Below are 25752 nucleotides of genomic sequence, written 5' to 3'. Positions count from 1 at the left end.
GGGTGAGGCCGGGGCACCGCTCAATGAAGTCAGGTGAGTTCGTCGGCGATGTGGTGGGCCCATTCCTGGATGCGTTCAGGGTTTCGGAAGTCACCGCCCTTGCCGCGGCGGACTAGCGCCCGGGCGATCCTGCCGGGGGTTTCGGCAGTAAGCGCCCCACCGAAGGTGGTGTGCTCCTGAGCGTCAAATCTCTTCATCCAGCGGGCCACGCCGTGCACGGGGGGTATGTCGCGCTGCTCGGCGGAGCTGTCGACGGGGCCACTGCTGAAGAGCCAGACGGAGCGGTGCCGGAGCTGCCCCGCATTGCGCCGGGCGCACTGGGTCGCTTCGCCGTTCCAGCGTCCGGCGTACAGAGCGCCTCCGAGTACGACTGCGTCGTAGCCGCTCACGTCACTGACGGCGTCGGCCGACACGACGTCCGTGTCGAAGCCGTCCCCCCGCAGAGTCTTCCCGAGCTCGTCCGCGATCCCCGCGGTCGCTCCGTGCTTGCTCCCGTACGCGACCAGTACACGCTTCGACGTCATGTCACCGCCTCCTCGCCCCGATCGTCGCCGCGCTTCACCGGGATGCTGTACTCGCTCTCCTCCGCCCGGCCCAACAGCGCGGCGCGAATGGTGAGGACACCGTCCGTGTATGAGGCGTCGACCTTGTCCGGCCGGATCGTGCCGGGGAGACGCACCGTCCGCCGGAAGGATCCGTAACGGAACTCGGAGTGCTCCTTCTCCTCCTGCGACTCGGCATGGTCCGCGTGCACGGTGATGAGGTTGTCGTCGACCGTGACACGAATATCCGATTCTGGTTCCATGCCCGGTAGTTGGGCACGCAGGACGTAATCGCCCTCCTGGTTCGACACCTCGATCGGGATGGAGTGAGCAGCCGCCCCTGGACGCCAGCCGGGGAGCCCGGGAAATTCGCTGCCGAACCAGTCCACGAGATCGGGGAGGAAACTGCGCCTGTGTTCAGCCTTCGCGCGTGTCATCATGTGCTCCTTTCCGGGCCTCGGCACGTGCCACATGCTGTTTCACCGTTGCGAAACGGTCGGGCACCGCCGAGATCGAGTCGACGCCGGCCTCTACCAGAACTCTGGTGAACTCGGGCTCTTCGCTTGGTCGTTGGCCGCACAGTCCTACGTGGCGATTGGCCGCGTGGGGCGTGTGACGAGACTCGTGATGCTGCTGGTGACCGCTGGATCGCTACGGTCTTGCACTTCTCGGACCCGACACGGACATCGATCAACGGGTTGAGCAAGGGGTCCTTCAGGCTCGGCCTGAAGACCGTGTACTCGTCGGGATCCACCTGGCCGCTGACGACGGTCCATGCGCTCCCGGCAGTCGATGGCACGGTCGGTGAAGAGTGAAGCAAAGCATCGTCGGCACGATTCGAGGAGCTGCTGAGGTCCCCGCACATTGAGGCAGGTCTCTGCTGCCCTGCGAAGCCGGCTTCCGGCAGGTCTTCTGCGGTGGCGCTGCTGCGCACGGCGACCTGTGGGTTCTCGTGCCCCGTCGCTCGGGCGAGTTCTTCGTATGCGGTGGCCATCTCCTGCTGGAGCGGCACCGGCAGCACTTCCTGAAGCATCAGTGCCCGAGTGGCCGAGCCGACCGCGTTGAGCGGGGCTCCCCCGTGCAGGCGACCGTTCTGTCCGGCGATCGAGGCACGCAGCCCGCCGGCAGTCAGCAGCTCTTCATAAGCCTGGGCTGTCGTGGCGAAGCCGGGTGGCACCCGCACCCCGGCGGCACCGAGATGTGCGGTGAGCTCGCCCAGCGAAGCATGCTTCCCTCCCACTCTGCCGACGTCCTGACGGCCGAGCTCGGTGGACGGTATGACGTGTCGACGTGGTGCCATGACAGCCTCCGTGCGTCGTGCAGTTACGGTTCCGGCCCGGATACCGGATATCAGTAGGGCAGCGGGCGACCCGACGGGGTGCGCAGATCGAGCGGGGAGGGCCTGCGCGGCCACTGCCGCCTTGCCGAGATCCGGATGCGTTTCATGGGTTTCACCTCTTCGGAGATGTGGACCGGCCTATTGCGGCATCCCCCGCCCCGACAGTGCCGACCGTCGGCGTGAGCCGGACGGACCTGTGGCGATGCCTCCGGGTGGTGCAGAGCGCCGTGCGCATCAGGAGCCGTCACGGTTCATCGCCCGCCACCACGAAGTCGGGGGGAATGATCTCGACGGGACAGTGACCGTGATGGAGCAGCGCATGGCTGGTTCGCCCCAACGCCGGTCCCGCCCGGAACACCCGATGCCTGGTGCCCATGACCAGCAGGTCGGTATGGGCCGTGGCCTCGACGAGAACACCGGGGACGCTCGTTCCTGTCTCGACGTGATGGGTGACGGTGAGGCCGGGGCAGCGCGTCCGGATGCGGTCGGCCATGGCGGACACCTCGTGCACCCGCTGCTCGGCGATCCCGCCGACATCGTCAAGCATGGTGGTGACGCTGCCGACGTGAGCCAGCACGTTGCACACACTCAACAGACGCAGTGACGCCTTACGGCCCTGCGCCTCGGCAGCCGCGACTGTCAGCCAGTCCAGATCGGAGGCGCCGTACACAGCCGCCGTGATCACACCCGTCTCGGCCCGGTCCAGCTCGCCGCGTACGACGATCACCGGCACTTTGGTCCGCGCGGCCACGCCCAGTCCTACGGAGCCGAGCAGCAGAGCACCGAACCCGCCCAGCCCTCTGCTCCCCACAACGATCGTTCCCCGGTTCCCGGCAGCCGCGTACAGGCCGGCCACCGGCTCCTGCCGGCTGAGCTCCTTCGTCACGGTCAGTCCGGAAAAGCGTTCCACCACGGCATCGGCTGTGCCGGCCAGCAGCTCGCGTGCCGTTTCGCGCAACGCCTGGATGGTGTCGGCTGACGAGAGAATGGCGCGCCGGTCGGTATCGGTGGCATGGACGATGTGCAGCGGCCGCCCGCGACGGTCCGCTTCCGCGGCCGCCCACAGGGCAGCCGTCCGTGCTTGCGGGGATGCGTCTATGCCGACGACAACGGCCCCGAGTTCCGGGGGGCCGGGAGAGTCGCTGGTCATGGCTCCTCCTTGGGAGTGGCCCAGGGCTACTCGTCCACGGTCGCACCGACCGGCAGCTCACCAGGAGGGGCCCTTTGGTCCCGATCGAGACCTGTCGGCCCTCCCCGTACCGGAAGGGCCGAAGGGAGGCTGGATGCGTGGTTCCCCCATCCGGATTGACGTGCCCCTGATTCAGCGGTCGTCGCCCGGCGCACCGCGCACGATGATCTTGCGCCCGGTGACGCGTCGGGGCGAGAGCACCATGACATGCTCGCGCCCCTCCCCCGCCCACGGTGTCGAGTACGCCGCCTCCCTGAGCCGACGAGCGACTTCCTCGTCCGCCACAACATGAACGGGCCCGACGAGCAGCACACTCCACCCTCTGCTGAAGGCATCGTCGATGTGATCGGCCTCGAAGGCGATCTCTGTGCCGGCGGCCGTGGATAGCGGGGAGTGCTCCGCCGTGCTGAACATGACCTCGCCGTCCAGTGCCTGGTAGTTCAGTGGCAGCACGACGGGCCCGTCCCCGCTGGCCAGCGCCACCCTCCCCACACCGTGATCGCCGAGCAGGGCCCAGCACTCGGATTCATCGAGTTCCACCATTTGGGCTTGTTGAGCCGCTCTCGCAAGCCCTGCCGGCAGATCCCCGGTCGCGCCCGACAACTCCTCGACCGTTGTTTCGAGAGCGTTGGCCAGCCGGAGCAGAAAGCCGATACCCGGCGCAGCCGAGGAGTGCTCCTCCACGTACTCGATGTAGCCGGGCGCCGCGGCTGCACGCAAGGCCACATCCTGCCTGGACAGGCCGAGCTGCTTGCGACGCGTGGCAACACGTCGACCGATGTCGCCTCTCGCCGAATGCGGTTGTGAGGGCATCCTCGGGCTCCCTGTCCATCGACACGTCGTACGAGCCAACGCTAACGAGAGTCGGGGCCGGGCGCAGGACGGGACCGCACCCTACGTGCCTCAACCGGGCGCGGGCGGCGTAAAGGCCGCGGTGTAGCTGGCGAAGCCGAAAACGACGGTGCCGACCCCGATCTCGCTGGTGCCGGGGCTCCGGAGGGACGTCCGTACTCGTCGACCCTTCTGAACGCTCGCTCTTTAACCGCTCCCAGTCCGTGAGAGCGGTAAGTACAAGGTCAGCTTGGTTCCAGTCGTCCTGCGGCTGTGGCTCCGTCGAACGCGGCTGGGTGTTCGGGATGCGGGAGGTGAAGAACAACGCGAGGAGAGCAGCGAAGGCGAGGATGGCGAGTGCGGGCGCGAAGACCGTCGATCCTGGCGTCTTCGTTCGCGTCGCGTGCCGCTTGAGTCACGTCCGTGCTCGTGCCCGCTTCGTCCAGGGCGGACTCGAGCTGGGCATCCGGCAAGAACGTCACGCCGCTTTGGAGTTCGGCAGTCGCCTGGCTCCTGACCTCGCTCGGGATCGCCGGATTCCGGTCAACGCGGTTGAGGAAGGGGTCGTCATCGCGGCGATGACGATCGACCCGTCGAGTGCCGTACCGATCGAGGAGCCGAGGTTGGTGACGGCATTCTGGACGCCGCCGACTTCCGCGCCTGTGCTTCAGGCACTGCGGACGCGGTTACCGACCCGAGCTGGGACGCCAGCGCGCCCATGCCGAGCCCGATCAGCAGGAGGGCGATGGTGACGATCCCCGCACCGGCGTCCGCGTCAAGCGCGGCCATCAGGACCAGCGCGCCTGCGAGCAACGCGAGGGTCCCGAGCCGCACCACCCGCCGCGGTGGGACTTCGGGAAGAAGCGGGGGATCAGGATGGCAGCCGCCAGCAGCGTCACGGAGAGCGGCAGGGTGCGGGGCGCCGGTCTTGAGCGCGGACAGGCTCAAGGTCCCACGACCCTTCACCTGGACCAGGACCGCCGCCCAGATCCTCGACAAGGCCGCCGCCCATTCAACGAATCTGCGACTCAGGTCAACAGAACGACCGGGTACAGTGCGCGCCGGCAGTCTGTCTACTTGAGGAGGGGAAGCGTGACCGACACCAGCGAAGCCCGATCCGCGGACGGTGCAGCTCATGCGACCCGGCAGAGTCGGCTGCGCCGCCTGATGCGCTACATCCCTTTGATCGCCCCCGTCCTGCTGTGGGCTGTGCCCTGCTGGGTACTGCTGCACACCGGCCAGCACTGGCCGCTCCCCGTGGCGCTGGGCGGCACCGCGCTGTTCGTCCTCGGGCTGGTCGCGATGCCGCTCGCGATGGTGCGCGGCCACGGCCGGCGGCAGCAGGACTGGGCGGCGGTCGTCGGAGACAGTCTCCTTGGGGTCAGCTGGGTACTGTTCACCTGGTCGGTCCTGCTCGGCGTCCTGCTGCGTCTCGCCCTGACCGTGGCCGGCGTGGGAGACGGGCAGAACCGGGCCCGGATCGTCAGTTGGGCGGTCCTCGGCGTAGCCGCCGCGCTGCTCGCCTGGGGGTACGCCGAGGCCCGCCGGGTGCCCCGGGTGCGCCAGCTCGACGTGCAACTCCCGCGGCTGGGGGCCGGATTGGACGGCACTCGCGTCGCCCTCATCACCGACACCCACTACGGCCCGCTCGACCGTGCCCGCTGGTCGGCGAAGGTCTGCGCGAAGGTCAACACCCTGGAGGCCGACCTGGTCTGCCACACCGGCGACATCGCGGACGGTACGGCCGAACGCCGCCGCGCCCAGGCCGCCCCGCTCGGCACCGTGCGAGCCACCCGGGCCCGGGTCTACGTCACCGGAAACCACGAGTACTACAGCGAGGCCCAGGGCTGGGTCGACCTGATGGACGAGCTGGGTTGGGAACCGCTGCGCAACCGTCATCTGCTGCTCGAACGCGGCGGCGACACTCTTGTGGTCGCCGGCGTGGACGACGTCACCGCCGAGTCCTCCGGCCTGGCCGGCCACCGCGCCCACCTCGCCGGAGCCCTGGACGGCGCCGACCCCGACCTGCCCGTCCTGCTCTTGGCCCACCAGCCCAAGTTCGTCGACCGGGCCGCGGCGGGCGGCATCGACCTCCAGCTCTCGGGCCACACCCACGGCGGCCAGATCTGGCCCTTCCACCACCTCGTCCGCATCGACCAGCCCGCTGTCGCCGGCCTCAGCCGCCACGGCACCCGCACCCTCCTGTACACGAGCCGCGGCACCGGTTTCTGGGGCCCGCCGTTCCGCGTCTTCGCCCCCAGCGAGATCACCCTGCTCGTACTGCGCTCCCCCCAGAGGCCTGCCTGAGGGCTGTCCCGTGACACGGGGCGGGGCAACAATCCCTCACGGCGCTCGGTCAGGCCTGGCGGAGCCATCCCGCGGCGCAGCCGGTCGCCTGAGCTCGGCGTGCCAGGCCGCGTGGCTCATTCGACCGCCGCGAACGAGGTGAGGACCAACGGCCCGCGCGCGGCCCCGCTCCTGGGGGCGGGACCGCTGATGCACGGCCGGTGCCCGCAGCCACCGTTCAGCGTCGGCGTCCTGTCAGGACGGGGTGCGCCGTGACGGACCGGCCTTCGTGTCCGGGGGCGTGCTGGGCTGGGGCGCGGTCATGTCGAGCAGGAGCATGGCGTCGTGATCGGGAGAGCCTGGATCGGCGGTGTAGGCGCCGAGTCGTTGGCCGGGGGTGCCTTCGAGGTTCATGCTCTGGCCGCTGAGCGTCAGCTCGCCGACCTGGGGGTGGTGGAAGGTCTTCTCGATCTTCTTCCGGCCGATGACTTCGTAGCGTTCCCACAGCCTGGCGAAGTCGGGGCTCTTGAGGAGGAGTTCGCCGACCAGGCTGGTGAGATCCGGGGCGTCGGGATTGATTCCGGCCTCGGCACGCAGGCGGGCCACACAGCCGCGCACCTGGGTGTCCCAGTCGGGGAACAGCTGCCGTGCGGTGGGGTGGAGGAAGAGGTAGCGGGCCAGGTTCCGCTGCTTGGCGGGCCAGTCGGCCATCCCGGCGTACAGGGCCAGACCGCCGGGGTTCCAGGCGAGCAGGTCCATGCTGCGGCTGACGATGTAAGCGGGATTGGGCCGCATCGCTTCCAGCAGCAGTTTCAGGTGCGGGCGAACAGTCCGGCTCGGCGGGGGCGGCGTTTCGGGGGCGTAGTGGGCGGCCCGTGCGGCGAGCTCGCGCAGGTGGTGGTGCTCGTCGTCGTCGAGGCGCAGGGCACGGGCGAGAGCGTCGACGACAGCGGGGCTGGGCCGGGTTTCCTTGCCACGCTCGATGCGGGTGTAGTAGTCGATGCTGATCCCGGCCACCGTGGCAAGCTCCTCGCGGCGCATCCCAGGAGTGCGGCGCACGCCGGGTCCGGGGGTGAGGCCCACGGTTTCGGGGCTGGTCTGATTGCGGCGGGCGCGCAGGAATCGCGCCAGTTCGTCGCCGCCGGTGCTCTCGGGTGCCATGGTTCCAGTCTCGCCCGCCGGCCACTGTGGTGGCAGGTGCCAGGGGGGCCCTGTCACACCCCCGCTGGCCGCTCCCAGGCAAAACCCGGCCTGCCTGCACGGCGCGCAAGGGGGCACGGTGGATGACATCACCCGCTCACCTCCGTCAGGCAGGAGCGCCCCTTCATGTCGGCATCCCCCACCACGACCGTCCCCGGAACGGATCGGACGGCCACAGCCAGCGCCGTCCGGGCGCCGGTGTGGCACAGGGGGTCGCGCTGTTCATCGCAGCCGCCGCCGTCCTCCTCATCACCGCGGCAGGCTTCCGGCTCCGGCCCGTCGCCCGCGTGTGAGCCGGAGGACGGAGACTGCCGCAGAGCAGACTGAGCACGTAAAAGAACAGAAAGGATAAATGCTTATGAAGTACATCAAGCTGCGCGACCTGGAAGTCTCCCGGATCGGCCTGGGTGCGATGGGGATGTCGCACGGCTACACGGGCTCCGGGACGAATGAGGCGGAGTCGGTCCGCACCGTGCACCGCGCTCTGGAGCTCGGTGTCACCCTGATCGACACCGCGGAGATCTACGGCCCCTACACCAACGAGGAACTCCTCGGCAGGGCGCTGAAGGGCCGCCGCGACCAGGTCGTGCTGGCGACGAAGTTCGGTCTCGTCTCGCACGCCGGTGAGGGTGCGTGGAACCTGGACAGCAGCCCGGCCAACATCCGCACCGCTGTCGAAGGCTCACTGAAGCGCCTGGGCACCGACCACATCGACCTCTACTACCAGCACCGGGTCGACCCGAACACTCCCATCGAGGAGACGGCAGGGGCGGTGGGCGAACTGGTCGCCGAGGGCAAGGTCCGCGCGTTCGGCCTCTCCGAAGCCGGTCCGGACACCATCCGCCGCGCGAACGCCGTCCACCCGGTCACGGCCGTCCAGTCGGAGTACTCCCTGTGGACCCGGGGTGTGGAGGACCGGGTACTGCCGGTGCTGCGCGAGCTGAACATCGGCCTGGTGCCGTTCTCGCCGCTCGGCCGCGGGTTCCTGACGGGCACGATCCGCTCGGCCGACCAGTTCGACGAATCCGACTTCCGCCGCGACAACCCCCGCTTCACCGGTGAGAACTTCCAGCGCAACCTGCGCCTGGCCGACGAGGTCAAGGCCATCGCGGCCGAGGTCGGCGTCACCCCCGCACAGGTCGCCCTGGCCTGGCTCCTCGCGCAGGGCGACGACATCGCCCCGATCCCCGGCACCAAGCGTGTGCCCCGGGTCGAGGAGAACACCGCCGCCGACACCGTCGAACTGACCACCGAACAACTCGACAAGCTCAGCAGCCTGCCCCCCGCCGCAGGCGACACCCACACCGAGGCACAGCAGCAGATGCTCGAACGCTGACCCGAGAAGCTCACGGTCCGCAACCGCGCCGGAAGACCTTCTGTACGGCATCCGGCCGGTCTCAGAGCAGGGCTCTGCCCCCTTCTTCCGCATCGACGGAACCTTTTCACCTGGAGCACCATCCCCATGCGAGCAGCAGTGATGTACGGAGCCGGCGACGTACGGATCGAGGACCGGCCCGACCCCAAGATCCAGCAGCCCACCGATGCCGTCGTTCGGACCGTTCTGTCGTGCGTGTGCGGTAGCGACCTGTGGCCCTACAAGGCCATGCCCAGGACGGACACCGGCCGCCCGATGGGCCATGAGTTCCTCGGCGTGGTCGAGGAGACCGGTCCCGGTGTCACCGGGATCAAGGCCGGTGACCTGGTCGTCACCCCGTTCACCTACTGCGACAACACCTGCGACTACTGCGCCAAGGGGCTGCACTCCTCCTGCCGACACGGCGGCCGGTACGGGCTCGACGGCGTCGACGGTGGCCAGGGCCAGGCCGTCCGCATCCCGCACGCCGACGGCACCCTGGTCAAGCTCCCGGTCGGCGAGGACTCGCCGCTGCTGCCCTCCCTGCTCGCCCTGTCCGACGTGATGGGCACCGGCCACCACGGCGCCACCACCGCCGGTGTCTCCCGCGGGGACTCCGTCCTGGTGATCGGGGACGGCGCGGTCGGCCTGTGCGCGGTGATCGCCGCGAAGCGTCTCGGCGCGGCGCGGATCATCCTCATGGGCCGGCACACCGACCGCACCGACCTGGGCCGCGACTTCGGAGCCACCGACGTCATCGCCGAACGCGGAGACGAAGGCATCGCCCGCGTCCGCGACCTGACCGCCGGAAACGGCGTCGACAGGGCCATCGAGGCCGTCGGCGCCCGCCAGGGCCTGGACACGGCCTTCGCCGCCGTCACCGACGGCGGCACCATCAGCCGTCTGGGCATGCCGCAGTACGAAGAAGGCCCCATAGGCACCGCCATGATCATGCGGAACATCACCCTCACCGGCGGTGTCTCCCCGGCCCGCGCCTACATCGAGGAACTGATGCCCGACGTCCTCGACGGCACGATCCGGCCGGGACGCGTCTTCGACCGGACCATCTCCCTGGACGAAGTCCCGGGCGCCTACCAGGACATGGCCGACCGTCGCGTCCTCAAGGCCCTCATCACCTTCTGACCCGCCGTACCTCCCACAACACATAGGAGACATCCGTGCAGACCGTCACCCTGAACAACGGCGTCACGATGCCGATCCTCGGCTTCGGCGTCTTCCAGATCCCGCCGCAGGACACCGAACGGACCGTCAGCGACGCGCTCGCCGCCGGATACCGGCTGCTCGACACCGCCGCCGCATACGGCAACGAGGAGGCCGTGGGCCGCGCCATCAGGAGCAGCGGCATCCCGCGCGAAGAACTGTTCGTCACCACCAAGCTGTGGATCCAGGACGCGCCCGCCGAGCAGAACGCCAAGGCCGCCTTCGAGACGTCGCTGCGCAAGCTCGGCCTCGACTACCTCGACCTGTACCTGATGCACCAGCCCTTCGGGGACGTGTACGGGCAGTGGCGCGCCATGGAGGCACTGCACCACGAGGGCCGCGTCAAGGCGATCGGCGTCGCCAACTTCTACCCCGACCGCCTCGTCGACCTCATCAGCAACAACGACGTGGCGCCTGCGGTGAACCAGATCGAGACCCACCCCTTCTTCCAGCGCACCGCGGACCAGGACGTCATGCGCGAGCACGGCGTCCAGATCCAGTCCTGGGGCGGATTCGCCGAAGGCAAGAACGACCTCTTCACGAACCCGGTCCTGAGCGACATCGGCAAGGCCCACGGCAAGTCCGTCGCCCAGGTCGTGCTCCGCTGGCTCATCCAGCGCAACGTCGTCACCATCCCCAAGTCCGTGCGTGCCGAGCGCATGGCGGAGAACTTCGACGTCTTCGACTTCGAGCTCACCAACGACCAGATGGCCTCCATCGCAGCCCTGGACACCGGCGCCTCCCTGTTCTTCGACCACCGCGACCCGGCCGTCGCCGGACAGCTCGGCAAGCGGCGGCTGACCGACTGACCAGGAGAGCGACGCCCTCCCCGCCATCGCCGCACAACCGGACTCAAACCACCGGTACGACACGGTCCTGCTCGGCAGCCCCATCCGGAAATTCAGGCCGGCGGCCACCGGGTCGACGACGGCCCGGTAGCCGCGGATCGCGCCTTGGCGTTCGAGGTCGCGCAGGCGGCGGTGACAGGGCGAGACGCTGAGCTGCACGCGGGCGGCCAGCTCGGTGACGGTCAGGCGGCCGTCGAGCTGCGGCTCAGCAAGACACCGCGGGCGGCTACGCCGCACTCACCCTGTTCGACCAGCAGGCCACCGCCCGGTCACGACGTCACGGCCGGCCCGGGTAACGGGCCTTTCGGACAAGGGCCTTGACGTACCAGTGGTCTGCCCTGCCGTGACCGTCGTAGGGCGCGGTCTCGTCATAGCCGTGCGCCGCGTACAAGCCCCGCGCCTCGGTGAGTTGGGTATTCGTCTCGCACACGATCCGGGACGCGCCCAGTCTCTGCGCCGATGCCTCGACGGCCTCCAGCAGGCCGCGCCCCAGGCCCGCCCCGCGCCCTGCGGGACGCACGTACATGCGCTTCAGCTCCGCTGTCCCCGGGGCGCCTGGCAGCAGCCGCAACCCCGCGCATCCGAGGAGTACGCCGTCGCCGTCGCGAGCTACGAGAAACTCGCCGTGCGGCGGGCTGAGATCGTGGTGCGGGTCCTCGGCGAGCACCTCACGGAGCTCCACCTCCGTGGGCGGGTGCCCCAGCACCCGCAGTCCCATTTCCGTGAAGTACTGCGACATCACGTCGTCCATACCTGCGCCGGTGACCGGCTCCGCGTTGATGGTCCAAGTGGGCATACCAGCCATGGTCCGAGACTTCACCCGTGGTTGTCCACAGTCGTCCGAGTACGGGTTCTGGCCACCGGGCCGGCCGGTCAACTTCTGAGCACGCCCGGTGCGCCCACGCGTCGACCCCGTGCGAGCGCCCCGCTCGGCTCCGGATCAGGGGGTCGCGGCGGAGACGACGTACACGACAGGCGACATCGGGTCGGTCATGTCGACGGTGATGTCCTGGGTGGGCCGCGGGTCCTTGTTGGTGTGCGTGGTGCTGGCCCACGAGACGCCGTCGCCGAAGTACCAGCCCGCGATCTTCGTGTCGCGCTCGCCGACGGTGACCTTGCCCGTCCCCAGGGCGGCACGTCCCGTGCCCACCTGGGTCAGGAACCGGTCGAGGCCGTTGGACGTCGTGCGGAACTGCACGTACATCCGGCTGGCCTTCCAGTTGTTGGTCTCGTAGTACTGGACCTCCTTGGCATCCCCGGGGATCGGCACCTCGAAGATGCGGCGGAGCATCCGTGACGGCCAGCCCTCGCGGAGCCCCTGCGCCGCCGCCTCGGCGGCCTTGTCCTGGCCGGAGCGGCGGCTCTGTCCTGCGGAGATCAGCAGATAGCCGGCCGGGATGCCGATGAGCAGCACGATGATGGTCGCTGTGATCAGGCGCCGGCGGATGGTCCGGCGCCGTTCCTCGGGCGTCGGTCCCTCGCCGGGCGGCGGGGACTGGCGCGGCACGACGGGGTGCTCGGCTGCGGTCATGGGTGTGGGGGTCCCTAGGAAGTGCGGGTGTTGCGCGTGTTACGGATGGTGCTGGCGGCCTGGTCGTAGATCTGGGCGTACCGCTCGTACCGCTCGACGCGTCGGCGGTTGGTACGCCGGAAGCGGCGGGCCACCAGCCTGGCGAGGTCGGCCGCGCCGACCATACCTGCCTCGGGTCCGAGCTGCGCCTTCGCGATCCGGGCCTCGGGGCGGTAGCCGCGGCCGGTGAGGTGGCGTTTGAAGGCGTCCCTGGCCGGTCCGATCAGCAGGTCGTCGGCGGCGCTGACGCCACCCCCGATGACGAAGCAGGAGGGGTCGAGCGCGGCGGCCAGATTGGCGATGCCGATGCCGAGCCACTGGCCGATGTCCTGGAGGAGCTCGATGCACATCGCATCGCCCTCGCGGGCCAGTTCGGTGATGAGCGGTCCGGTGATTTCGGGGATGTTGCCCTTGACCCGCTCGATGATTCCGTGGGCCACCGGGGAGTCCGCGGCAGCCAGTTCCCTGGCCTCCCGGACGAGTGCGTTCCCGGAGCTGTACTGCTCCCAGCAGCCGCGGTTCCCGCAGGGGCAGCGGTGGCCGCCGGGCACCACCTGCATGTGGCCGAACTCACCGGCGACGCCGTACTTGCCGCGCTTGACCTGACCGTCCTCCAGGATCGCGCCACCGATGCCGGTGCCGAGCGTGATCATGACGAGGTGGTCCTCGCCGCGGCCGGCGCCGAAGCGCCATTCGGCCCAGGCGGCGGTGTTGGCATCGTTGTCCACCATGACCGGGACCACGAGCCGGGAGGCGAGGGCGTCACGCAGGGGCTCGTCGCGCCAGGCCAGGTGCGGGGCGAACAGCACCTTGGAGCGGTCGGCGTCGACCCAGCCGGCCGCCCCGATGCCCACCGCGTGCACGTCGTGGCGGTCCGAGAGGTCCAGCACCAGCTCGACGATGGTGTCCTCGACGACCTTGGGGCTCTTGGACTTGTCGGGCGTCTCGGTCCGCAGGGTCTCCAGGATGTTGCCGTCGGCGTCGACGACGCCGGCCATCACCTTGGTCCCCCCGATGTCGATGCCGACCGTGGGGACCCGCGGCGCGGTGAGGTGCGAGCGCCGCTCCCTGGTGCCGACGGTCCGCAGGACGGTGGCGCGGGCGGAGCCGCGGTGCGTGAAGTCGCGGTACGTGCTCATCGTCCCTGCGTGGTCTGGGGGGCCGGCTCGTCGTGCTTCCGGCGGCGGACGGTGCCCGCCGTAGTCGATTCTGCCACTGCCGGCCGGGGTCCGTGCGGCAACCGTCCTGCCACCGCCCGCCCGGCAGGCCCGGATACCGGGCCCGTCGGGCGGGCGGGAACCGCTGTGGACACCGTCACGCGGAGGTGTCGTCCTCGCCCGGCCGGCCGGCCGGCGGACCGGGAGCCCGCTCCAGCTCGTGGCTGAGCTCCTCCAGCTCACTGCCGCCCGCCATCTGCCGGGTCAGCTCGTCCAGCGTGACGCTGTCCTTCGTGTGGCTGCCCGCCATGGCGCCCCGCTTGAGGAGCACGAAGCGGTCACCGACGAGGTACGCGTGGTGCGGGTTGTGCGTGATGAGAACCACGCCGAGTCCCGCGTCCCGGGCGGCGGCGACGTACTTGAGCACCACCCCGGACTGCTTGACGCCGAGCGCCGCGGTCGGCTCGTCCAGGACGAGGACCTTGGCACCGAAGTGGACGGCCCGCGCGATGGCGACGCACTGGCGCTCGCCGCCGGACAGGGTGCCGATGGGCTGGTCGACGTCACGCAGGTCGATGCCCATCCGAAGCAGCGCGGAGCGGGTCGTCTCCCGCATCAGCCGGACGTCGAGGCGCTTGAAGGGCCCGGCGCCGGTCGTCGGCTCGGAGCCGAGGAAGAAGTTGCGCCAGACCGGCATCAGGGGCACGACGGCGAGGTCCTGGTAGACCGTGGCGATGCCCCGGTCCAGGGCGTCACGCGGATTGGCGAGTGCGGTCTCCTCGCCCTCGATCAGGAAGCTCCCGGCGTCGTGCCGGTGCAGACCCGCGATGATCTTGATCAGGGTGGACTTGCCGGCGCCGTTGTCACCGAGGACGCAGGAGATCTCCCCCGCGTGGACCTCCAGCGAGACGTCCTGGAGCGCTTTGACGTTGCCGTAGTACTTGCTGACGTGGTCGAGCTCGACCAGTGCCCGCCGGTCGGTGTCCGCCGGCCCGCTCGATGCCTGGGGGGCCGTCATTTCGTCGCCTCCGCGCGCTTGCGTACCCATGCGTTGAGCAGGGTGGCCAGGAGCAGCATGGCTCCGAGGAAGAACTTGAACCAGTCCGGGTTCCACTCCGCGTACACGATGCCCTTGCTGGTCATGCCGAAGATGACGGCGCCGACCGCCGAGCCGATCGCGGAGCCGTAGCCGCCGGTGATCAGGCAGCCGCCGATGACGGCCGCGATGATGTAGATCAGCTCGTTGCCGACGCCCTCGCCGGACTGCACCACGTCGTAGCTGAACAGCAGGTGCTGCCCGGAGACCCAGGCGGCGAAGGCCACCCCGAGGTAGAGCCCGATCTTGGTCCGGATCACCGGGACGCCGACCGCGCGGGCCGCTTCGGCACCGCCGCCGACGGCGTAGATCCAGTTGCCGAACCGGGTGCGGAGCAGGATCCAGGTGGCGACCGCGACGATGACGGCCCACCACAGGATGGTGACCTTCAGCTCGACGCCGCCGACCGTCCAGTACGAGGCGAAGACCTTCCGGGCCGAGTCGAAGCCCTCCATGTTGCCGATGGTCTTCGTCGAGACGGTCCCGCTGATCAGCTTGGTGAGTCCCAGGTTGAGGCCCGTCAGCATCAGGAACGTACCGAGCGTGATGATGAAGCTCGGGAGTTTGGTACGCGTCAGCATGAAGCCGTTGAACGCGCCGATGGCGAGCGTGACCAGCAGGGACACGAAGACGCCGACCCAGACGTTGGCCGTCATCTGATAGCTGAACATCGACGAGAACAGCGCGGAGCTGGTGACCATCACACCCGCGGAGAGGTCGAACTCTCCGCCGATCATCAGCAGCGCCACCGGCGCCGCCATGATCCCGATGGTGGAGGCCGCGTACAGCACCGTGCCGAAGCTGGTGGCGCGCAGGAAGCTGTCGGCGACGACCGCGAAGAAGAGGAAGACCGCCAGCGCGCCGACGACCGAGCCCAGCTCGGGGCGGCCGAGCAGCCTGCGCAGCGGCGAGGTGCGCAGCAGTCGCTCGTCCGCCACGGCGGAGGACGTACCGGGCCCCGCGGTCATCGGGTTCCCCGGTCCGCGTACTCGGCCAGCTGGGCGGCGTCCCCGGAGGTGATGATCTGCGGGCCGGTCAGGACCGGTCGCCCGCCGCCGAGCACGTTGCGGTTGTAGCGGTAGAGCCAGAGCAGATCGACGGCCTCGTACCCCTGGAGGTAGGGCTGCTGGTCGACGGCGAAGCCGAGGGTCTTGGCCTGGAGCTCGGCTGCGACCTTGGCGTTCAGGTCGAAGGTGTCGATCTCGGCCTTGCTGCCGGCGGTCTGCTTCGCCTTGACGGCGGCGTCCGCGAACGGCGCGCCGAGGGTCACGACCGCGTCGATGTCCTTGTCCGCCTGGAGCTTCGCCTCGATGGATGCCTGGACGTCCGGCATGTTGGTGCCCTCGACGTACAGGTTCAGCATCTGGCCGTCGAAGGTCTTCTTCGCCCCGGCGCAGCGCTGCTCGTGGCCGACGTTGCCCTGCTCGTGCAGGATGCACAGGGCCTTCTTGCGGCCGCGCTTGTTGAGCTCGTCCCCGACGGCCTCGCCCGCGATCGACTCGTCCTGGCCGATGTGGGTGAGCGCGCCGTAGCTCTTGGACTCGGCGGAGCCCGAGTTCACCGTGATCACCGGGATGCCGGCCCTGGTGGCCTTGGCGACGACGTCCTTCATGGCGTCGGGCTTGGCGAGCGTGACGATCAGCCCGTCGACCTTCTTGTCGATCGCGGCCTGGACGAGCTGGGCCTGCTGCTGCGCCTCGTCGTTGTGCGAGTACAGGAAGTTGATGTTGTCCTTGTCGGCCGCCATCTTGGCGCCCTTCTGGACGATGTCCCAGAAGGTGTCGCCGTCGCCGGAGTGGGTGACCATGGCGAAGGTCCAGCGGGGCGTGTTCACCGCGGACCGGCCCTCGGATGCGGCCTGCGCCGCACGCTCCTCCGCCCGCTTGCCGCCGGTGCTGCTGCATCCCATGAGGGAGGCCCCGAGCACCGCCGCAAGCACGGCGCCCATCGCACGTACCCCTGTCCGAACCCTTGCCACGACGCCGTGCCCTTCTTGTGCTGCTCGCTGTGCTGCTGGTGGAGCCGGGGCCATGCGGTCCCGGCCCGGCTGGGCAAGTATCCCCGAGCCCGAGCCGCCGCCGCCCGGAGGGGCGCGACGCGTGTGTCGGAAGGGGACGTGTACGGCGGCGGGGCGGCCGGGTGGGGCCTTCGTCACCGTACGAGTAGCCGAGAAGCCTGTGACACCGTACGAGAGCCGGGGCCCCGTGTCACCGTACGAGGAGCCGGAAATCGAAGGCGTAGCGCGATGCCCGGTAGAGGTGGGTGCCGAATTCGACCGCCCGGCCGGTGTCGTCGAAGGTGGTGCGCTCCATCGTGAGCAGGGCGGCGCCCTCGCTCTCGCCGAGCGGGCCGGCCTCGTCGGCGGTGGCGAGGCGGGCGCCGACGGTCTGGCGGGCGCTGTGCAGGGTGATGCCGGCGCCGCGCATCATCCGGTAGAGGCCGGTGGTGGCGGTCCGGTCGCCGGAGAGGTCGAGGAGCCCGGCGGGCAGGTGGTTGCGCAGGAGAGCGAGGGGTTCGCCGTCCGCATGGCGCAGCCGCTCGATGTACTGGACGTCGGTGCCTTCCGGGACGCCCAGCGCCGCGGCGACCGCTGCCGTCGCGGGCTGCGGGGCGTTGGTCAGGACGGTGGTCGAGGGATGCCGGCCGGCGGTCTCCAGGTCGTCGTAGAGGCTGCTGAGTTCGAGCGGGCGCCTGACCTTGCTGTGCAGCACCTGGGTGCCGACGCCGCGGCGGCGGACGAGCAGTCCCTTGTCCACGAGTGACTGGATGGCCTGGCGGACAGTGGGCCGGGACAGCCCGAGCCGCGCGGCGAGGTCGATCTCGTTGCCGAGGAGCCCGCCGGGGGCGAGCCGGCCGTCCTCGATGGCCGCCTCCAGCTGCTGAGCGAGCTGGTAGTAGAGCGGGACGGGGCTGGAGCGGTCCACGTTGAGACTGAGGACCGTGGCGTCGGCGGTGGATTTCGGCACGTCGGGAGCCTAACCCGCACGTTCGTATCTCCGGTAGTTCGGTCGTCCTGTTGTCCGGACAGCACCATCCTGAGCTCAACCTGCCGACACGGACTCCAATTTGTCAGGACATACGGTTGACACCGTTACCGGTGGACGGCACGTTGGGACCATGCGCATCGGACTCCTCGGCACCGGCCGGATCGGCTCCTTCCACGCAGACGTGCTCGCCCGCCATCCGGCGGTGGAGGCACTGGTGGTGGCGGACCCCGACCCGGCCCGCGCGGCCGCCGTCGCCGGCCGGACCGGTGCGCGCGCCGTGGCCACGGCGACGGAAGTGTTCGACGCCGGTGTGGACGCCGTGGTGATCGCCTCCGCCACGTCCGCCCACGCCGAGCTGATCGGCAGGGCCGCCCGCGCCGGGCTGCCCACCTTCTGCGAGAAACCCGTCGCCCTGGACCTGGCGGGCACGCTCGGGGCGCTCCGCGCGGCGGAGTGTGCGCACAGCGTCCTCCAGCTCGGTTTCATGCGCCGGTTCGACGCCGGATACGCGAAGGCACGCGCCGCGGTGCGCGGCGGGGCGCTCGGCCGGCTGCACACCGTACGGACGGTGACGTCCGATCCGGCGCCGCCGCCCGCCGCGTACCTGCCGCTCTCGGGCGGGCTGTTCCGGGACTGTCTGATCCATGACTTCGACATGGTGCGCTGGGTGACGGGCCGTGAGGTGACGCGGGTGTACGCGACCGGGTCGGACGCCGGGCATTCGATGTTCCGGGCGGCCGGCGACGTGGACACGGCGGCGGCGCTGCTGACGCTGGATGACGGCACCCTGGTCACGGCGACGGCCACCCGTTGCAACGGCGCCGGGTACGACGTGCGGATGGAGCTCGCGGGCGAGCGTGACCAGATCGCGGTCGGCCTCGACGACCGTACGCCCCTCACCTCCGCCGAACCGAAGGGCCCCGGCGCTCCGGCCAGGCCCTGGCCCGGGTTCCTGGAGCGCTTCGCCCCCGCGTACGAGGCCGAACTGGACGCCTTCGTCCACCTGGTGCGCGGCGAGGCGGCCAATCCGTGCGACGGCCGGGAGGCGCTGCACGCGCTGCGGGTCGCGGAGGCGTGCGAGGTCTCGCGGCGGGAGCGGCGCCCGGTGGAGCTGACGGAGATCCCGTCCGCCTGAGCCCGGGCGCACCACCTGCCCGTTCACCATCTGACCGGCAGCCCCTCCGGCCCGCGGATGAGCATCCCCGTACGCCAGTTCAGCTCGGACGGATCGACGTCCAGTGCCAGCTCCGGGCAGCGCTCCAGCAGGGACCTGATGGCCACCGCCGCCTCGATGCGTGCCAGCGGCGCGCCCAGGCAGTAGTGGATGCCATGGCCGAAGGCCAGGTGCCCGCGGGCGTCCCGGGTGATGTCGAAACGGTCCGCCTCCGGGTAGCGGTCCGGGTCGCGGTTGGCATCCGACATCGCGACGAGAACGAGCTCGCCGCCGCCCGGGATCACCGTGCCGCCCACGTCGATCGCTTCGGTGGTGAACCGGTACGTGGGTGTCTCCACCGGGCCCGCGTAGCGGAGCATCTCCTCCACGGCGTTGTCGATCAGTCCGAAGTCGGCTCGCAGAGCTGACAGTTGGTCGGGGTGCGTGAGCAGGGCCAGCACTCCGTTGGAGATGAGGTTGACCGTGGTCTCGTGGCCGGCGACGAGCAGCAGCCAGGCCATGCCCATCAGTTCGCCGGCGGAGAGCCGGTCGCCCTCCTCGTCGGCCGTGTGGATCAGCGCGCTCATCAGGTCGTCCCCCGGCTGCTTGCGCTTGTCGTCGAGCAGCTCGGCCAGATAGCCGGACATCGCGGCGGTCGCGGCGCGGCGCGCGTCGCCGTCGATGGAGGACACCACGGTGTTGGACCACTCGCGAAAGGCACTGCGGTCCAGGAACGGCACGCCGAGCAGTTCGCAGATGACGGACATGGGCAGCGGGAACGACAGGGACTCGACGAGATCGGTCCTGCGGTCCGGGCCCGCCAGCATGATGTCGAGCAGCTCGTCCGTCATCTGCTGCACGCGCGGGACCAGTTGCTGCATCCGACGGGCGGTGAACTCGCGGGTCACGAGCTTGCGCAGCCTGGTGTGCGCAGGTGCGTCCGAGCTCAGCATGGAGGTCCCCGATGCGACCTGGCTGACGCCGAGCGACGGCGAGGCGTTGCGCCACTCCTTGGAGAACCGCTGGTCCGCGAGCGCGGCCCGGCCCTCCTCGTACCCGACCACGAGCCAGGCGGGTGTGCCCTCAGGGATCCGGACCCGGTGGACGGGGCCACGAGCCCTTAAGTCCGCATAGACGGGGTACGGATCGCGGGTGAAGCGCTCACCGAGCGCCCCTAGGTCGAGTATCGCTTCGGTCGTCACACGGAGCTCCTTCAGGACGAGGTGGCGCTCAGCACGGTGCCCTGGGCGACGGCGCACAGCGTCTCGGCACCGTCCTGACCCACGACGGACAGATCACAGCGCGCCACGGCCTGCCGGCGGCCGGTGTGGACGACCTCCGCACGAGCGACGAGTGTGGCGCCGGTGGCGGGGCGGAGGTACTGGATCGAGAAGCCCCCGGTCAGCACCGCCGGGCCGAGCGTCGTTCCGGCGGCGAAGGTGAGGGCGTTGTCGGCTGCGTAGGCGAGCACGCCGCCGTGCAGGAACCCGTTCTGCTGCCGCAACTCCTCGCGGCTGTCGATCTCCAGCGTGGCCGCACCGTCGCCGAAGGCGGTGATGCGTGCGCCGACGAGGGCGCTGAACGGCTGGCCGGCGAGTACCTTCTGTGCCATCTGCAGGTCGAGTCCGGTCATGGCGGGGTCCTCTCTGTCTCACCGGCGAATCCGCCTGGAGTGCGAATCCGTGTCACCAGCGCACGGGGAGCCGGCGCACTCCGCGGATCAGCATGCCCGGCAGCCAGTCCGGCTCCCCCGCGCCCGGGTCGAGTACGAGTCCGGGGCAGCGTTCCAGCAGTGTACGGATCGCGATGCGGCCCTCCATCCGGGCCAGTGGTGCGCCCATGCAGAAGTGGATCCCGTGTCCGAACGCCAGGTGCCCCTGCGCGTCGCGGCGGATGTCGAAGCGGTCGGGCCCGGGGAAGCGTCCGGGGTCGCGGTCGGCGCCCGCCAGGGAGACCAGGACCGGGTCGCCGGCCCGGATCGTCCGGGAGCCGATCCGGATGCTCTCCCGGGCGAACCGGAAGGTGGCGGTCTCCACCGGTCCCTCGTGGCGGAGCATTTCCTCCACCGCTCCGTCGAGAAGCCCGAAGTCGGCACGCAGAGCCGCCAGTTGGTCAGGATGGGCGAGCAGTGCGCGTACGCCGTTGGAGATCAGGTTGACCGTCGTCTCGTGGCCGGCGACCAGCAGCAGGAAGGCCATGCCGACCAGTTCGTCGGACGACAGCGTGTCATCGTCGTCGTACCGTGCGGCGATCAGTGCGCTCAGCAGGTCGTCGCCGGGCGAACAGCGCTTGTCCTCGATCAGTTCGGCGAGATAGCCGCCCATCGCGCGGACCGCGTCGCCCTCCTCCTGCGCGCCGCCCGGGGAGACGACGGCGTTGGACATCTCGCGGAAGGCGGCCCGGTCCAGGTCGGGTACACCGATGAGTTCACAGATGACGGTCATCGGCAGCGGGAAGGCGAGCGCGTCGACGAGATCAGCCTGCCCGGCGGGCAGCATCGCGTCGAGCAGTCCGTCGGTGATCTGCTGCACACGGGGGCGAAGCGCCTCGATCCGGCGCGGGGTGAACTCCCGGGCGACCAGCTTGCGCAGGCGGGTGTGGTCCGGTGCGTCCATCTCCAGCATGTTGGCGTTGATCGGGTCGCCCACGGCCGTCTGGCCGGGCAGCTTCCGCCAGTCCTTGCCGAATCTCTGGTCGGCGAGGACGGCGCGTGCCTCGTCGTACCCGACGACGAGCCAGACCCGGTCGAAGTCGTCGGTACGGACGGCGTGCACCGGACCATCGGCGCGCAGTTCGGCGTAGTACGGGTGCGGATTCGCGGTGAAGTCGGCGACTCCGCGCAGATCCGCGTCGACATCGGACATGGGCCCGCCCTCCGGGTCAGATCGGTCCGGTCGCCAGGACCGGCCCGGTCAGCCTAAGCCGCGCGGTCCGGCGGGGACGAAGGGTTCAGGACAGGCCGGTGTCACCGTCGCCGTCGAGGAGGCCCGCGTCATGGACCAGCAGCGCGATCTGGACACGGTTGTTGAAGTCGAACTTGGCGAGAATCCGTGACACCTGGGTCTTCACCGTGGCCACGCTCAGATAGAGGGCGGCGGCGATCTCCGCGTTGGAGCGGCCTTGTCCGACGGCGACCGCCACCTCGCGCTCCCGGTCGGCGAGCAACGCGATGCGCTGCCGCGCCCGTTCGGCGCGGCCCGTCCGCTCCTCCTGGCCGGAGCCCGCGGCGCGGGCCATCAGCTGACGGGTGACCGCGGGCGACAGGACGGGGTCGCCGGCCGCCACACGCCGTACGGAGTCGACGATCTGCGCGGGCGGGGTGTCCTTGAGGACGAATCCCGCGGCTCCGGCACGGATGGCGCGGAGCACCTGCTCGTCGGCGTGGAACGTCGTCAGGACGACGATCTCGGGGGCGTCGGGGCGACCGCGGAGCGCCTCGGTCGCGGTCAGCCCGTCCATGACCGGCATCCGGATGTCCATCAGGACCACGTCCGGCCGGAGCCGGTCGACGAGTTCGGCGACCTCGCTGCCGTCGGCCCCCTCCCCCACGATGTCGATGCCGTCGGCGCCGCCGAGCATGAGGGTGAGCCCCGCCCGTACGAGCGGGTCGTCGTCGACGATGAGCAGCCGGACGGGCCGGGGCACGGGCGGGGGCGTCGGGTCGGTCATGAGGACCACGGTAGCCAGGCCCGCACCCCGAACCCGCCGTCCGGGTCCGGTCCGTGGTCGAGGCGCCCCCCGGCGAGGGTGGCCCGCTCCGTCAGGCCGATGAGACCCTGGCCGGATCCCGGTACGTGCTCGAAGGGTTCGGTGGGGGCCGGGTTGCGCACCTCGACGGTGATCCCCTTCCCCGGGCCGCCGCCCACCGTGACGGTGACCTCGGTGCCGGGCGCGTGCTTACGGGCGTTGGTCAGGCCCTCCTGAGCGATGCGGTAGACGGTGCGGCCGGTGGCGGCCGGGGCGGCGGCAGGGTCGGCGATGCGGTTGTCGAGGGTGACCTTCATGCCGGCCAGCCGGGATTCGGCTACGAGGGCGTCCAGCGTCGCGAGCGTGGGCTGAGGCCGGTCGCCGTCGCCGTCACGGGGGCTGCGCAGGACGCCGATGATCTCGCGGAGGTCCTGGAGCGCCTCGTGCGCACTGTCCCGGATGACTCCGGCGGCGCGGGCGACTTCGGCCGGGGGTGCGTCGGGGCGGAACTCGAGGGCGCCCGCGTGGACACTGAGCAGGGTCAGCCGGTGGGCGAGGACGTCGTGCATCTCGCGGGCGATGTCCTCGCGGGCCAGCCGCTGCGCCTGCTCGGCTCGGAGTCCGGCCTCGGTCTCCGCCCGCCTGGCGCGCTCGCGCAGCGTGACGACGAGCTGGCGCCTGGACCGTACGACCATGCCCCAGCTGAGCACGAGCAGGACCAGCAGCACCCCGATGATGGTGGACGCCACGAACGAGGTGGACGGGTCGGGGCGCAGATAGGGCTGTACGGGGGCGACGAGCAGGGCTCCGGCACCGATGAAGGCCACGGGGCGGAAGGGCCGGTGGACGGCCACGCTGAACAGCGCCACCAGCCATGCACCCGCCGCGACCGGTTCGACGACGGACAGGAGTGTCAGCGCGACCGCGAGGCCGACCGGCCACCGGCGCCGGACCCACAACGCGCAGCAGGCCGCGGCGCCGACGAGCGAGTCGATGAGGACGAAGACGTCCGGGGTGGTCTCGTCGGCCTCGATCGCGGCGACGGCCGCCAGCCCGATGCCCGCCGCGCACAGGAAGGCCGTGATGTCGACGATCCAGTCCCGCACGGTGCGGCCCGTCCGGCCGCCCCGGTCGCCCGGCAGCTCGGGGTCGGCCATCGCCGAGGGCAGCAGCCAGGGGTATTCGGTGCGCGTCATATCGACAAAGCTACGCAGCCGGGGCAGGGCTTCCGGGCGTTCCGGGCCGCGAAGCGACCAAAGTCGCGTAAGCCGAGACTTTCGGACCGGCCGTGCAGACCACTGGCCGACGCGGCACCCGTGCGCGGCCCGACAGGCTCGCTCCCATGAAGAAACTCTGCGAGACGGTCGGCTTCCTGGTCTTCGTCCAGGGTGCGGCCGGGCTGCTCCACGAATGGTTCGACTGGTTCAGGTTCTTCAGTGTGGTGCGGCGGCTGCCGTTCGTCGGTGACTACTCGTTGTTCGTCTGCATCGTGCTGGTGGTGGCGGGGGTCGCCATCATGATCGCCTCGGACTCGGTCAAGGAGTAGTCGCGTCCGCGCTGCGGCGCCCCCAGGCCGTTCCGGCGAGTACGAGCACCGCGCCCGAGACCCCGAGGACGCCCAGCCGTTCACCGCCGATCGCGATACCGACGGCGGCTGCCCACAGTGGTTCCGTGCCGAGCAGCAGGCTGACCCGGGACGGCGAGGTGCGGCGTACGGACCACATCTGCACGAAGAACGCGAAGAGCGTGCAGAAGACCGACAGGAACAGCAGCCCGCCCCATTCCCGCACGCCGAACCCGGCGGCGACCGACCACGGCGAGTCCCCGGTGCCGGGGGCGGCGGCCAGCAGGGCGAAGACGGCGACCGCGCTCCCGAGCTGGACGGTCGTCAGTGACAGCGAGTCCGCCGACTGGACGGACTTGATGCGCGCCATCAGGAGCACGTGGAGGGTACGGGCGAGCGCGGCGACCAGCATCAGCAGATCGCCCGCCGAGGGGCTGGTGAATCCGCCGCCCTGGGTCAGGAGCACCACACCTGCGACCGAGAGCCCGGCGGCCGAGAGGAAGGCCCCGGTCGGCAGGGTCCGCGTCACGGCGGCCTCGGCGAGCGGGGTGAAGATCATGGTGAGGCTGATGATGAGCCCGGCGTTGGTCGCCGAGGTGTGCACGATGCCGTACGTCTCCACCAGGAAGATCCCGCTGAGCACCAGGCCCAGCAGTCCCGCGCCCCGCCACTGGGCCGCGCTCAGCGCCCGCAGCCGGGACCGTCCGGCGATCACCAGGACGGGCAGCACGACGGCGAACCGCAGCACGAGGACGGCGATGACGGTCTGCGTCGTGGTGATGCCCTTGGCCGCCAGATAGCTGGAACCCCACACCACGGCGACGAGCAGGACGGGCAGATCGGTCAGCCACGCCCGGCGCGGCGGGGCGAGGGCGGGGACGGCGACAGAGGACACCCGGTCTCCTGGTTCTCCACAGGGATGATGTGGAGACCTCACTGGCTCGCACGCGGAGCGGTCACGCTACCGGGCACCCTCCTACAATGGCGAGCCCGGGGACCCGTCCGACGGCAGGCGCCCGCACCTCATGGAGCACGGAGTCGCCAGATGGCGGGAGAACGCCAGGACGGAAGGGTCGAACGGGGCAATCGCACCCGGCAGCTGATCCTCGCCCGCGCGGCCGCGGTGGCTTCGGTCGAAGGTCTCGAAGGCCTGTCCCTCGGCCGGCTCGCCACCGATCTGCGACTGAGCAAGAGCGGTGTGTTCGCCCTGTTCGGCTCCAAGGAGGAGCTCCAGCTGGCGACCGTACGGACCGCTGTCGCGGTGTACGACGAGCATGTCGTGCAGCCGACACGCGCCACGCCGCCCGGGCTGGGGAGGATCCGGCGGATGTGCGAGCGCTGGATCGCGTACTCGCAGGGGCGGGTCTTCCCGGGGGGCTGCTTCTTCTACGCGGCCATCGCCGAGTTCGACGCCCGCGAGGGCGCGGTGCATGACGCGATCGTGACCGCGCAGGCCGGCTGGGTCGCGTTCGTGGAACGGCGGATCGAGGAGGCGCGGACGCTGGGCGAGATCCGCGATGACTGCGATGTCCCGCAGCTCGCCTTCGAGATCATCGCGTTCCTGGAGCTGGCCAACGGTGATTCCGTGCTCCGCGACAGCTCGGCGAGCTACCCGAGGGCTGCGCGCGCGATCCTTGACCGGCTGCGGGCGGTGGCGGTGGACACCTCGTCGCTGCCGGCAGCGCTGTAGAAACCGGCACGACCCGACTCCGCCAGAACCGGTGCGGA

Annotated in this window: 27 protein-coding genes and 3 pseudogenes; 8 read left to right on the top strand and 22 right to left on the bottom strand. The window is 70.3% G+C overall.

The window, feature by feature from the left end; genetic code table 11:
• Window positions 1-29 precede the first annotated feature (29 nt).
• From SH922_RS33380 to SH922_RS33350, 7 genes and pseudogenes are all read right to left on the bottom strand, one after another.
• Window positions 30-524 (bottom strand): flavodoxin domain-containing protein, encoded by a 495-nt coding sequence (locus tag SH922_RS33380; protein WP_393062288.1) that lies wholly within the window; start codon window positions 522-524, stop codon window positions 30-32.
• Window positions 521-979: an Hsp20/alpha crystallin family protein gene (locus SH922_RS33375; protein ID WP_393062287.1), complete on the bottom strand. Its 459-nt coding sequence runs from the start codon at window positions 977-979 to the stop codon at window positions 521-523. The genes SH922_RS33380 and SH922_RS33375 overlap by 4 nt, the downstream gene beginning before the upstream one ends.
• Window positions 960-1124, bottom strand: coding sequence for a putative PEP-binding protein (locus SH922_RS33370; protein ID WP_393063754.1), 165 nt, complete (start codon window positions 1122-1124; stop codon window positions 960-962). Before SH922_RS33370 ends, SH922_RS33375 begins: the two co-directional genes overlap by 20 nt.
• 2 nt (window positions 1125-1126) lie before the next feature.
• A pseudogene (locus SH922_RS33365) lies at window positions 1127-1842 on the bottom strand (PEP/pyruvate-binding domain-containing protein).
• A gap of 283 nt (window positions 1843-2125) precedes the next feature.
• Entirely contained in the window at window positions 2126-3031 is a 906-nt protein-coding gene (locus tag SH922_RS33360) for a universal stress protein (RefSeq protein WP_393062286.1), read from the bottom strand.
• 171 nt (window positions 3032-3202) lie between these two features.
• On the bottom strand, window positions 3203-3883 hold the full coding sequence (locus tag SH922_RS33355) for a helix-turn-helix domain-containing protein (RefSeq protein ID WP_393062285.1): 681 nt from the start codon (window positions 3881-3883) through the stop codon (window positions 3203-3205).
• Between the two features lie 298 nt (window positions 3884-4181).
• Window positions 4182-4849 (bottom strand): annotated as a pseudogene (locus tag SH922_RS33350) (MFS transporter); the annotation flags it as partial.
• A gap of 144 nt (window positions 4850-4993) precedes the next feature.
• Between SH922_RS33350 and SH922_RS33345 the strand changes: the two are divergent.
• Window positions 4994-6208: a metallophosphoesterase gene (locus SH922_RS33345; protein WP_393062284.1), complete on the top strand. Its 1215-nt coding sequence runs from the start codon at window positions 4994-4996 to the stop codon at window positions 6206-6208.
• A 234-nt stretch (window positions 6209-6442) separates the two neighbouring features.
• Here the strand turns inward: SH922_RS33345 and SH922_RS33340 are convergent, their stop codons facing one another.
• Window positions 6443-7348 (bottom strand): helix-turn-helix transcriptional regulator, encoded by a 906-nt coding sequence (locus tag SH922_RS33340; RefSeq protein ID WP_393062283.1) that lies wholly within the window; start codon window positions 7346-7348, stop codon window positions 6443-6445.
• A gap of 122 nt (window positions 7349-7470) precedes the next feature.
• Here SH922_RS33340 and SH922_RS33335 point away from each other — a divergent pair, with 122 nt between their 5' ends.
• The 4 genes from SH922_RS33335 (at window position 7471) to SH922_RS33320 (ending at window position 10771) form a co-directional block, all read left to right on the top strand.
• Complete coding sequence (locus SH922_RS33335) at window positions 7471-7680, top strand: hypothetical protein (protein ID WP_393062282.1); 210 nt, start codon at window positions 7471-7473, stop codon at window positions 7678-7680.
• Window positions 7681-7745: 65 nt separating this feature from the next.
• On the top strand, window positions 7746-8723 hold the full coding sequence (locus SH922_RS33330) for an aldo/keto reductase (RefSeq protein ID WP_393062281.1): 978 nt from the start codon (window positions 7746-7748) through the stop codon (window positions 8721-8723).
• 126 nt (window positions 8724-8849) lie between these two features.
• A complete protein-coding gene (locus tag SH922_RS33325) occupies window positions 8850-9884 on the top strand; it encodes a zinc-binding dehydrogenase (protein ID WP_393062280.1) in 1035 nt (344 codons plus the stop codon).
• Window positions 9885-9919: 35 nt separating this feature from the next.
• Window positions 9920-10771, top strand: coding sequence for an aldo/keto reductase (locus tag SH922_RS33320; RefSeq protein WP_393062279.1), 852 nt, complete (start codon window positions 9920-9922; stop codon window positions 10769-10771).
• Between the two features lie 87 nt (window positions 10772-10858).
• Here the strand turns inward: SH922_RS33320 and SH922_RS33315 are convergent.
• The 8 genes and pseudogenes from SH922_RS33315 to SH922_RS33280 all read right to left on the bottom strand — a co-directional run.
• A pseudogene (locus tag SH922_RS33315) lies at window positions 10859-11047 on the bottom strand (Lrp/AsnC family transcriptional regulator); the annotation flags it as partial.
• A gap of 40 nt (window positions 11048-11087) precedes the next feature.
• Entirely contained in the window at window positions 11088-11606 is a 519-nt protein-coding gene (locus SH922_RS33310; RefSeq protein ID WP_393062278.1) for a GNAT family N-acetyltransferase, read from the bottom strand.
• Between the two features lie 144 nt (window positions 11607-11750).
• Window positions 11751-12341: a hypothetical protein gene (locus SH922_RS33305; RefSeq protein WP_393062277.1), complete on the bottom strand. Its 591-nt coding sequence runs from the start codon at window positions 12339-12341 to the stop codon at window positions 11751-11753.
• A gap of 14 nt (window positions 12342-12355) precedes the next feature.
• Window positions 12356-13519, bottom strand: a complete 1164-nt coding sequence (locus SH922_RS33300; protein WP_393062276.1) for an ROK family glucokinase — start codon at window positions 13517-13519, stop codon at window positions 12356-12358.
• Window positions 13520-13694: 175 nt separating this feature from the next.
• Window positions 13695-14555 carry an ATP-binding cassette domain-containing protein gene (locus SH922_RS33295; RefSeq protein ID WP_393062275.1) on the bottom strand — a complete coding sequence of 287 codons (861 nt, stop codon included), beginning with the start codon at window positions 14553-14555 and terminating at the stop codon, window positions 13695-13697.
• Entirely contained in the window at window positions 14552-15601 is a 1050-nt protein-coding gene (locus SH922_RS33290; RefSeq protein WP_393062274.1) for an ABC transporter permease, read from the bottom strand. The genes SH922_RS33295 and SH922_RS33290 overlap by 4 nt, the downstream gene beginning before the upstream one ends.
• Window positions 15598-16581, bottom strand: a complete 984-nt coding sequence (locus SH922_RS33285) for a sugar ABC transporter substrate-binding protein (RefSeq protein WP_393062273.1) — start codon at window positions 16579-16581, stop codon at window positions 15598-15600. Before SH922_RS33285 ends, SH922_RS33290 begins: the two co-directional genes overlap by 4 nt.
• 259 nt (window positions 16582-16840) lie before the next feature.
• Entirely contained in the window at window positions 16841-17557 is a 717-nt protein-coding gene (locus SH922_RS33280) for a GntR family transcriptional regulator (RefSeq protein ID WP_393063753.1), read from the bottom strand.
• Between the two features lie 193 nt (window positions 17558-17750).
• Here SH922_RS33280 and SH922_RS33275 point away from each other — a divergent pair, with 193 nt between their 5' ends.
• A complete protein-coding gene (locus SH922_RS33275; RefSeq protein ID WP_393062272.1) occupies window positions 17751-18755 on the top strand; it encodes a Gfo/Idh/MocA family oxidoreductase in 1005 nt (334 codons plus the stop codon).
• A gap of 23 nt (window positions 18756-18778) precedes the next feature.
• On the opposite strand, the gene SH922_RS33270 is transcribed toward SH922_RS33275, so the two are convergent.
• From SH922_RS33270 to SH922_RS33250, 5 genes are all read right to left on the bottom strand, one after another.
• Window positions 18779-19975 (bottom strand): cytochrome P450, encoded by a 1197-nt coding sequence (locus tag SH922_RS33270; protein WP_393062271.1) that lies wholly within the window; start codon window positions 19973-19975, stop codon window positions 18779-18781.
• A gap of 11 nt (window positions 19976-19986) precedes the next feature.
• Window positions 19987-20406 carry a PaaI family thioesterase gene (locus tag SH922_RS33265; RefSeq protein WP_393062270.1) on the bottom strand — a complete coding sequence of 140 codons (420 nt, stop codon included), beginning with the start codon at window positions 20404-20406 and terminating at the stop codon, window positions 19987-19989.
• A 52-nt stretch (window positions 20407-20458) separates the two neighbouring features.
• A complete protein-coding gene (locus tag SH922_RS33260; protein ID WP_393062269.1) occupies window positions 20459-21637 on the bottom strand; it encodes a cytochrome P450 in 1179 nt (392 codons plus the stop codon).
• 85 nt (window positions 21638-21722) lie between these two features.
• The gene (locus SH922_RS33255; RefSeq protein WP_393062268.1) at window positions 21723-22442 is read right to left on the bottom strand and encodes a response regulator; all 720 of its coding nucleotides are present in this window, start codon (window positions 22440-22442) and stop codon (window positions 21723-21725) included.
• Window positions 22439-23656, bottom strand: a complete 1218-nt coding sequence (locus SH922_RS33250) for a sensor histidine kinase (protein ID WP_393062267.1) — start codon at window positions 23654-23656, stop codon at window positions 22439-22441. Before SH922_RS33250 ends, SH922_RS33255 begins: the two co-directional genes overlap by 4 nt.
• A 146-nt stretch (window positions 23657-23802) precedes the next feature.
• Here SH922_RS33250 and SH922_RS33245 point away from each other — a divergent pair, with 146 nt between their 5' ends.
• The gene (locus tag SH922_RS33245) at window positions 23803-24006 is read left to right on the top strand and encodes a hypothetical protein (protein WP_393062266.1); all 204 of its coding nucleotides are present in this window, start codon (window positions 23803-23805) and stop codon (window positions 24004-24006) included.
• Here SH922_RS33245 and SH922_RS33240 read toward each other — a convergent pair.
• Window positions 23996-24919 (bottom strand): DMT family transporter, encoded by a 924-nt coding sequence (locus SH922_RS33240; protein ID WP_393062265.1) that lies wholly within the window; start codon window positions 24917-24919, stop codon window positions 23996-23998. The two genes, SH922_RS33245 and SH922_RS33240, sit on opposite strands and share 11 nt — an antisense overlap.
• A 150-nt stretch (window positions 24920-25069) precedes the next feature.
• On the opposite strand from SH922_RS33240, the gene SH922_RS33235 reads away from it, so the two are divergent.
• Complete coding sequence (locus tag SH922_RS33235) at window positions 25070-25714, top strand: TetR/AcrR family transcriptional regulator (protein ID WP_393062264.1); 645 nt, start codon at window positions 25070-25072, stop codon at window positions 25712-25714.
• The last annotated feature ends 38 nt before the right edge of the window (window positions 25715-25752 follow it).

Origin of the sequence: Streptomyces sp. LN549, assembly GCF_043203805.1 — a bacterium.
Lineage (GTDB): Bacteria > Actinomycetota > Actinomycetes > Streptomycetales > Streptomycetaceae > Streptomyces.
Note: the sequence above shows the minus strand (reverse complement) of the source record. Positions and strands in the feature narration are given on the sequence as shown.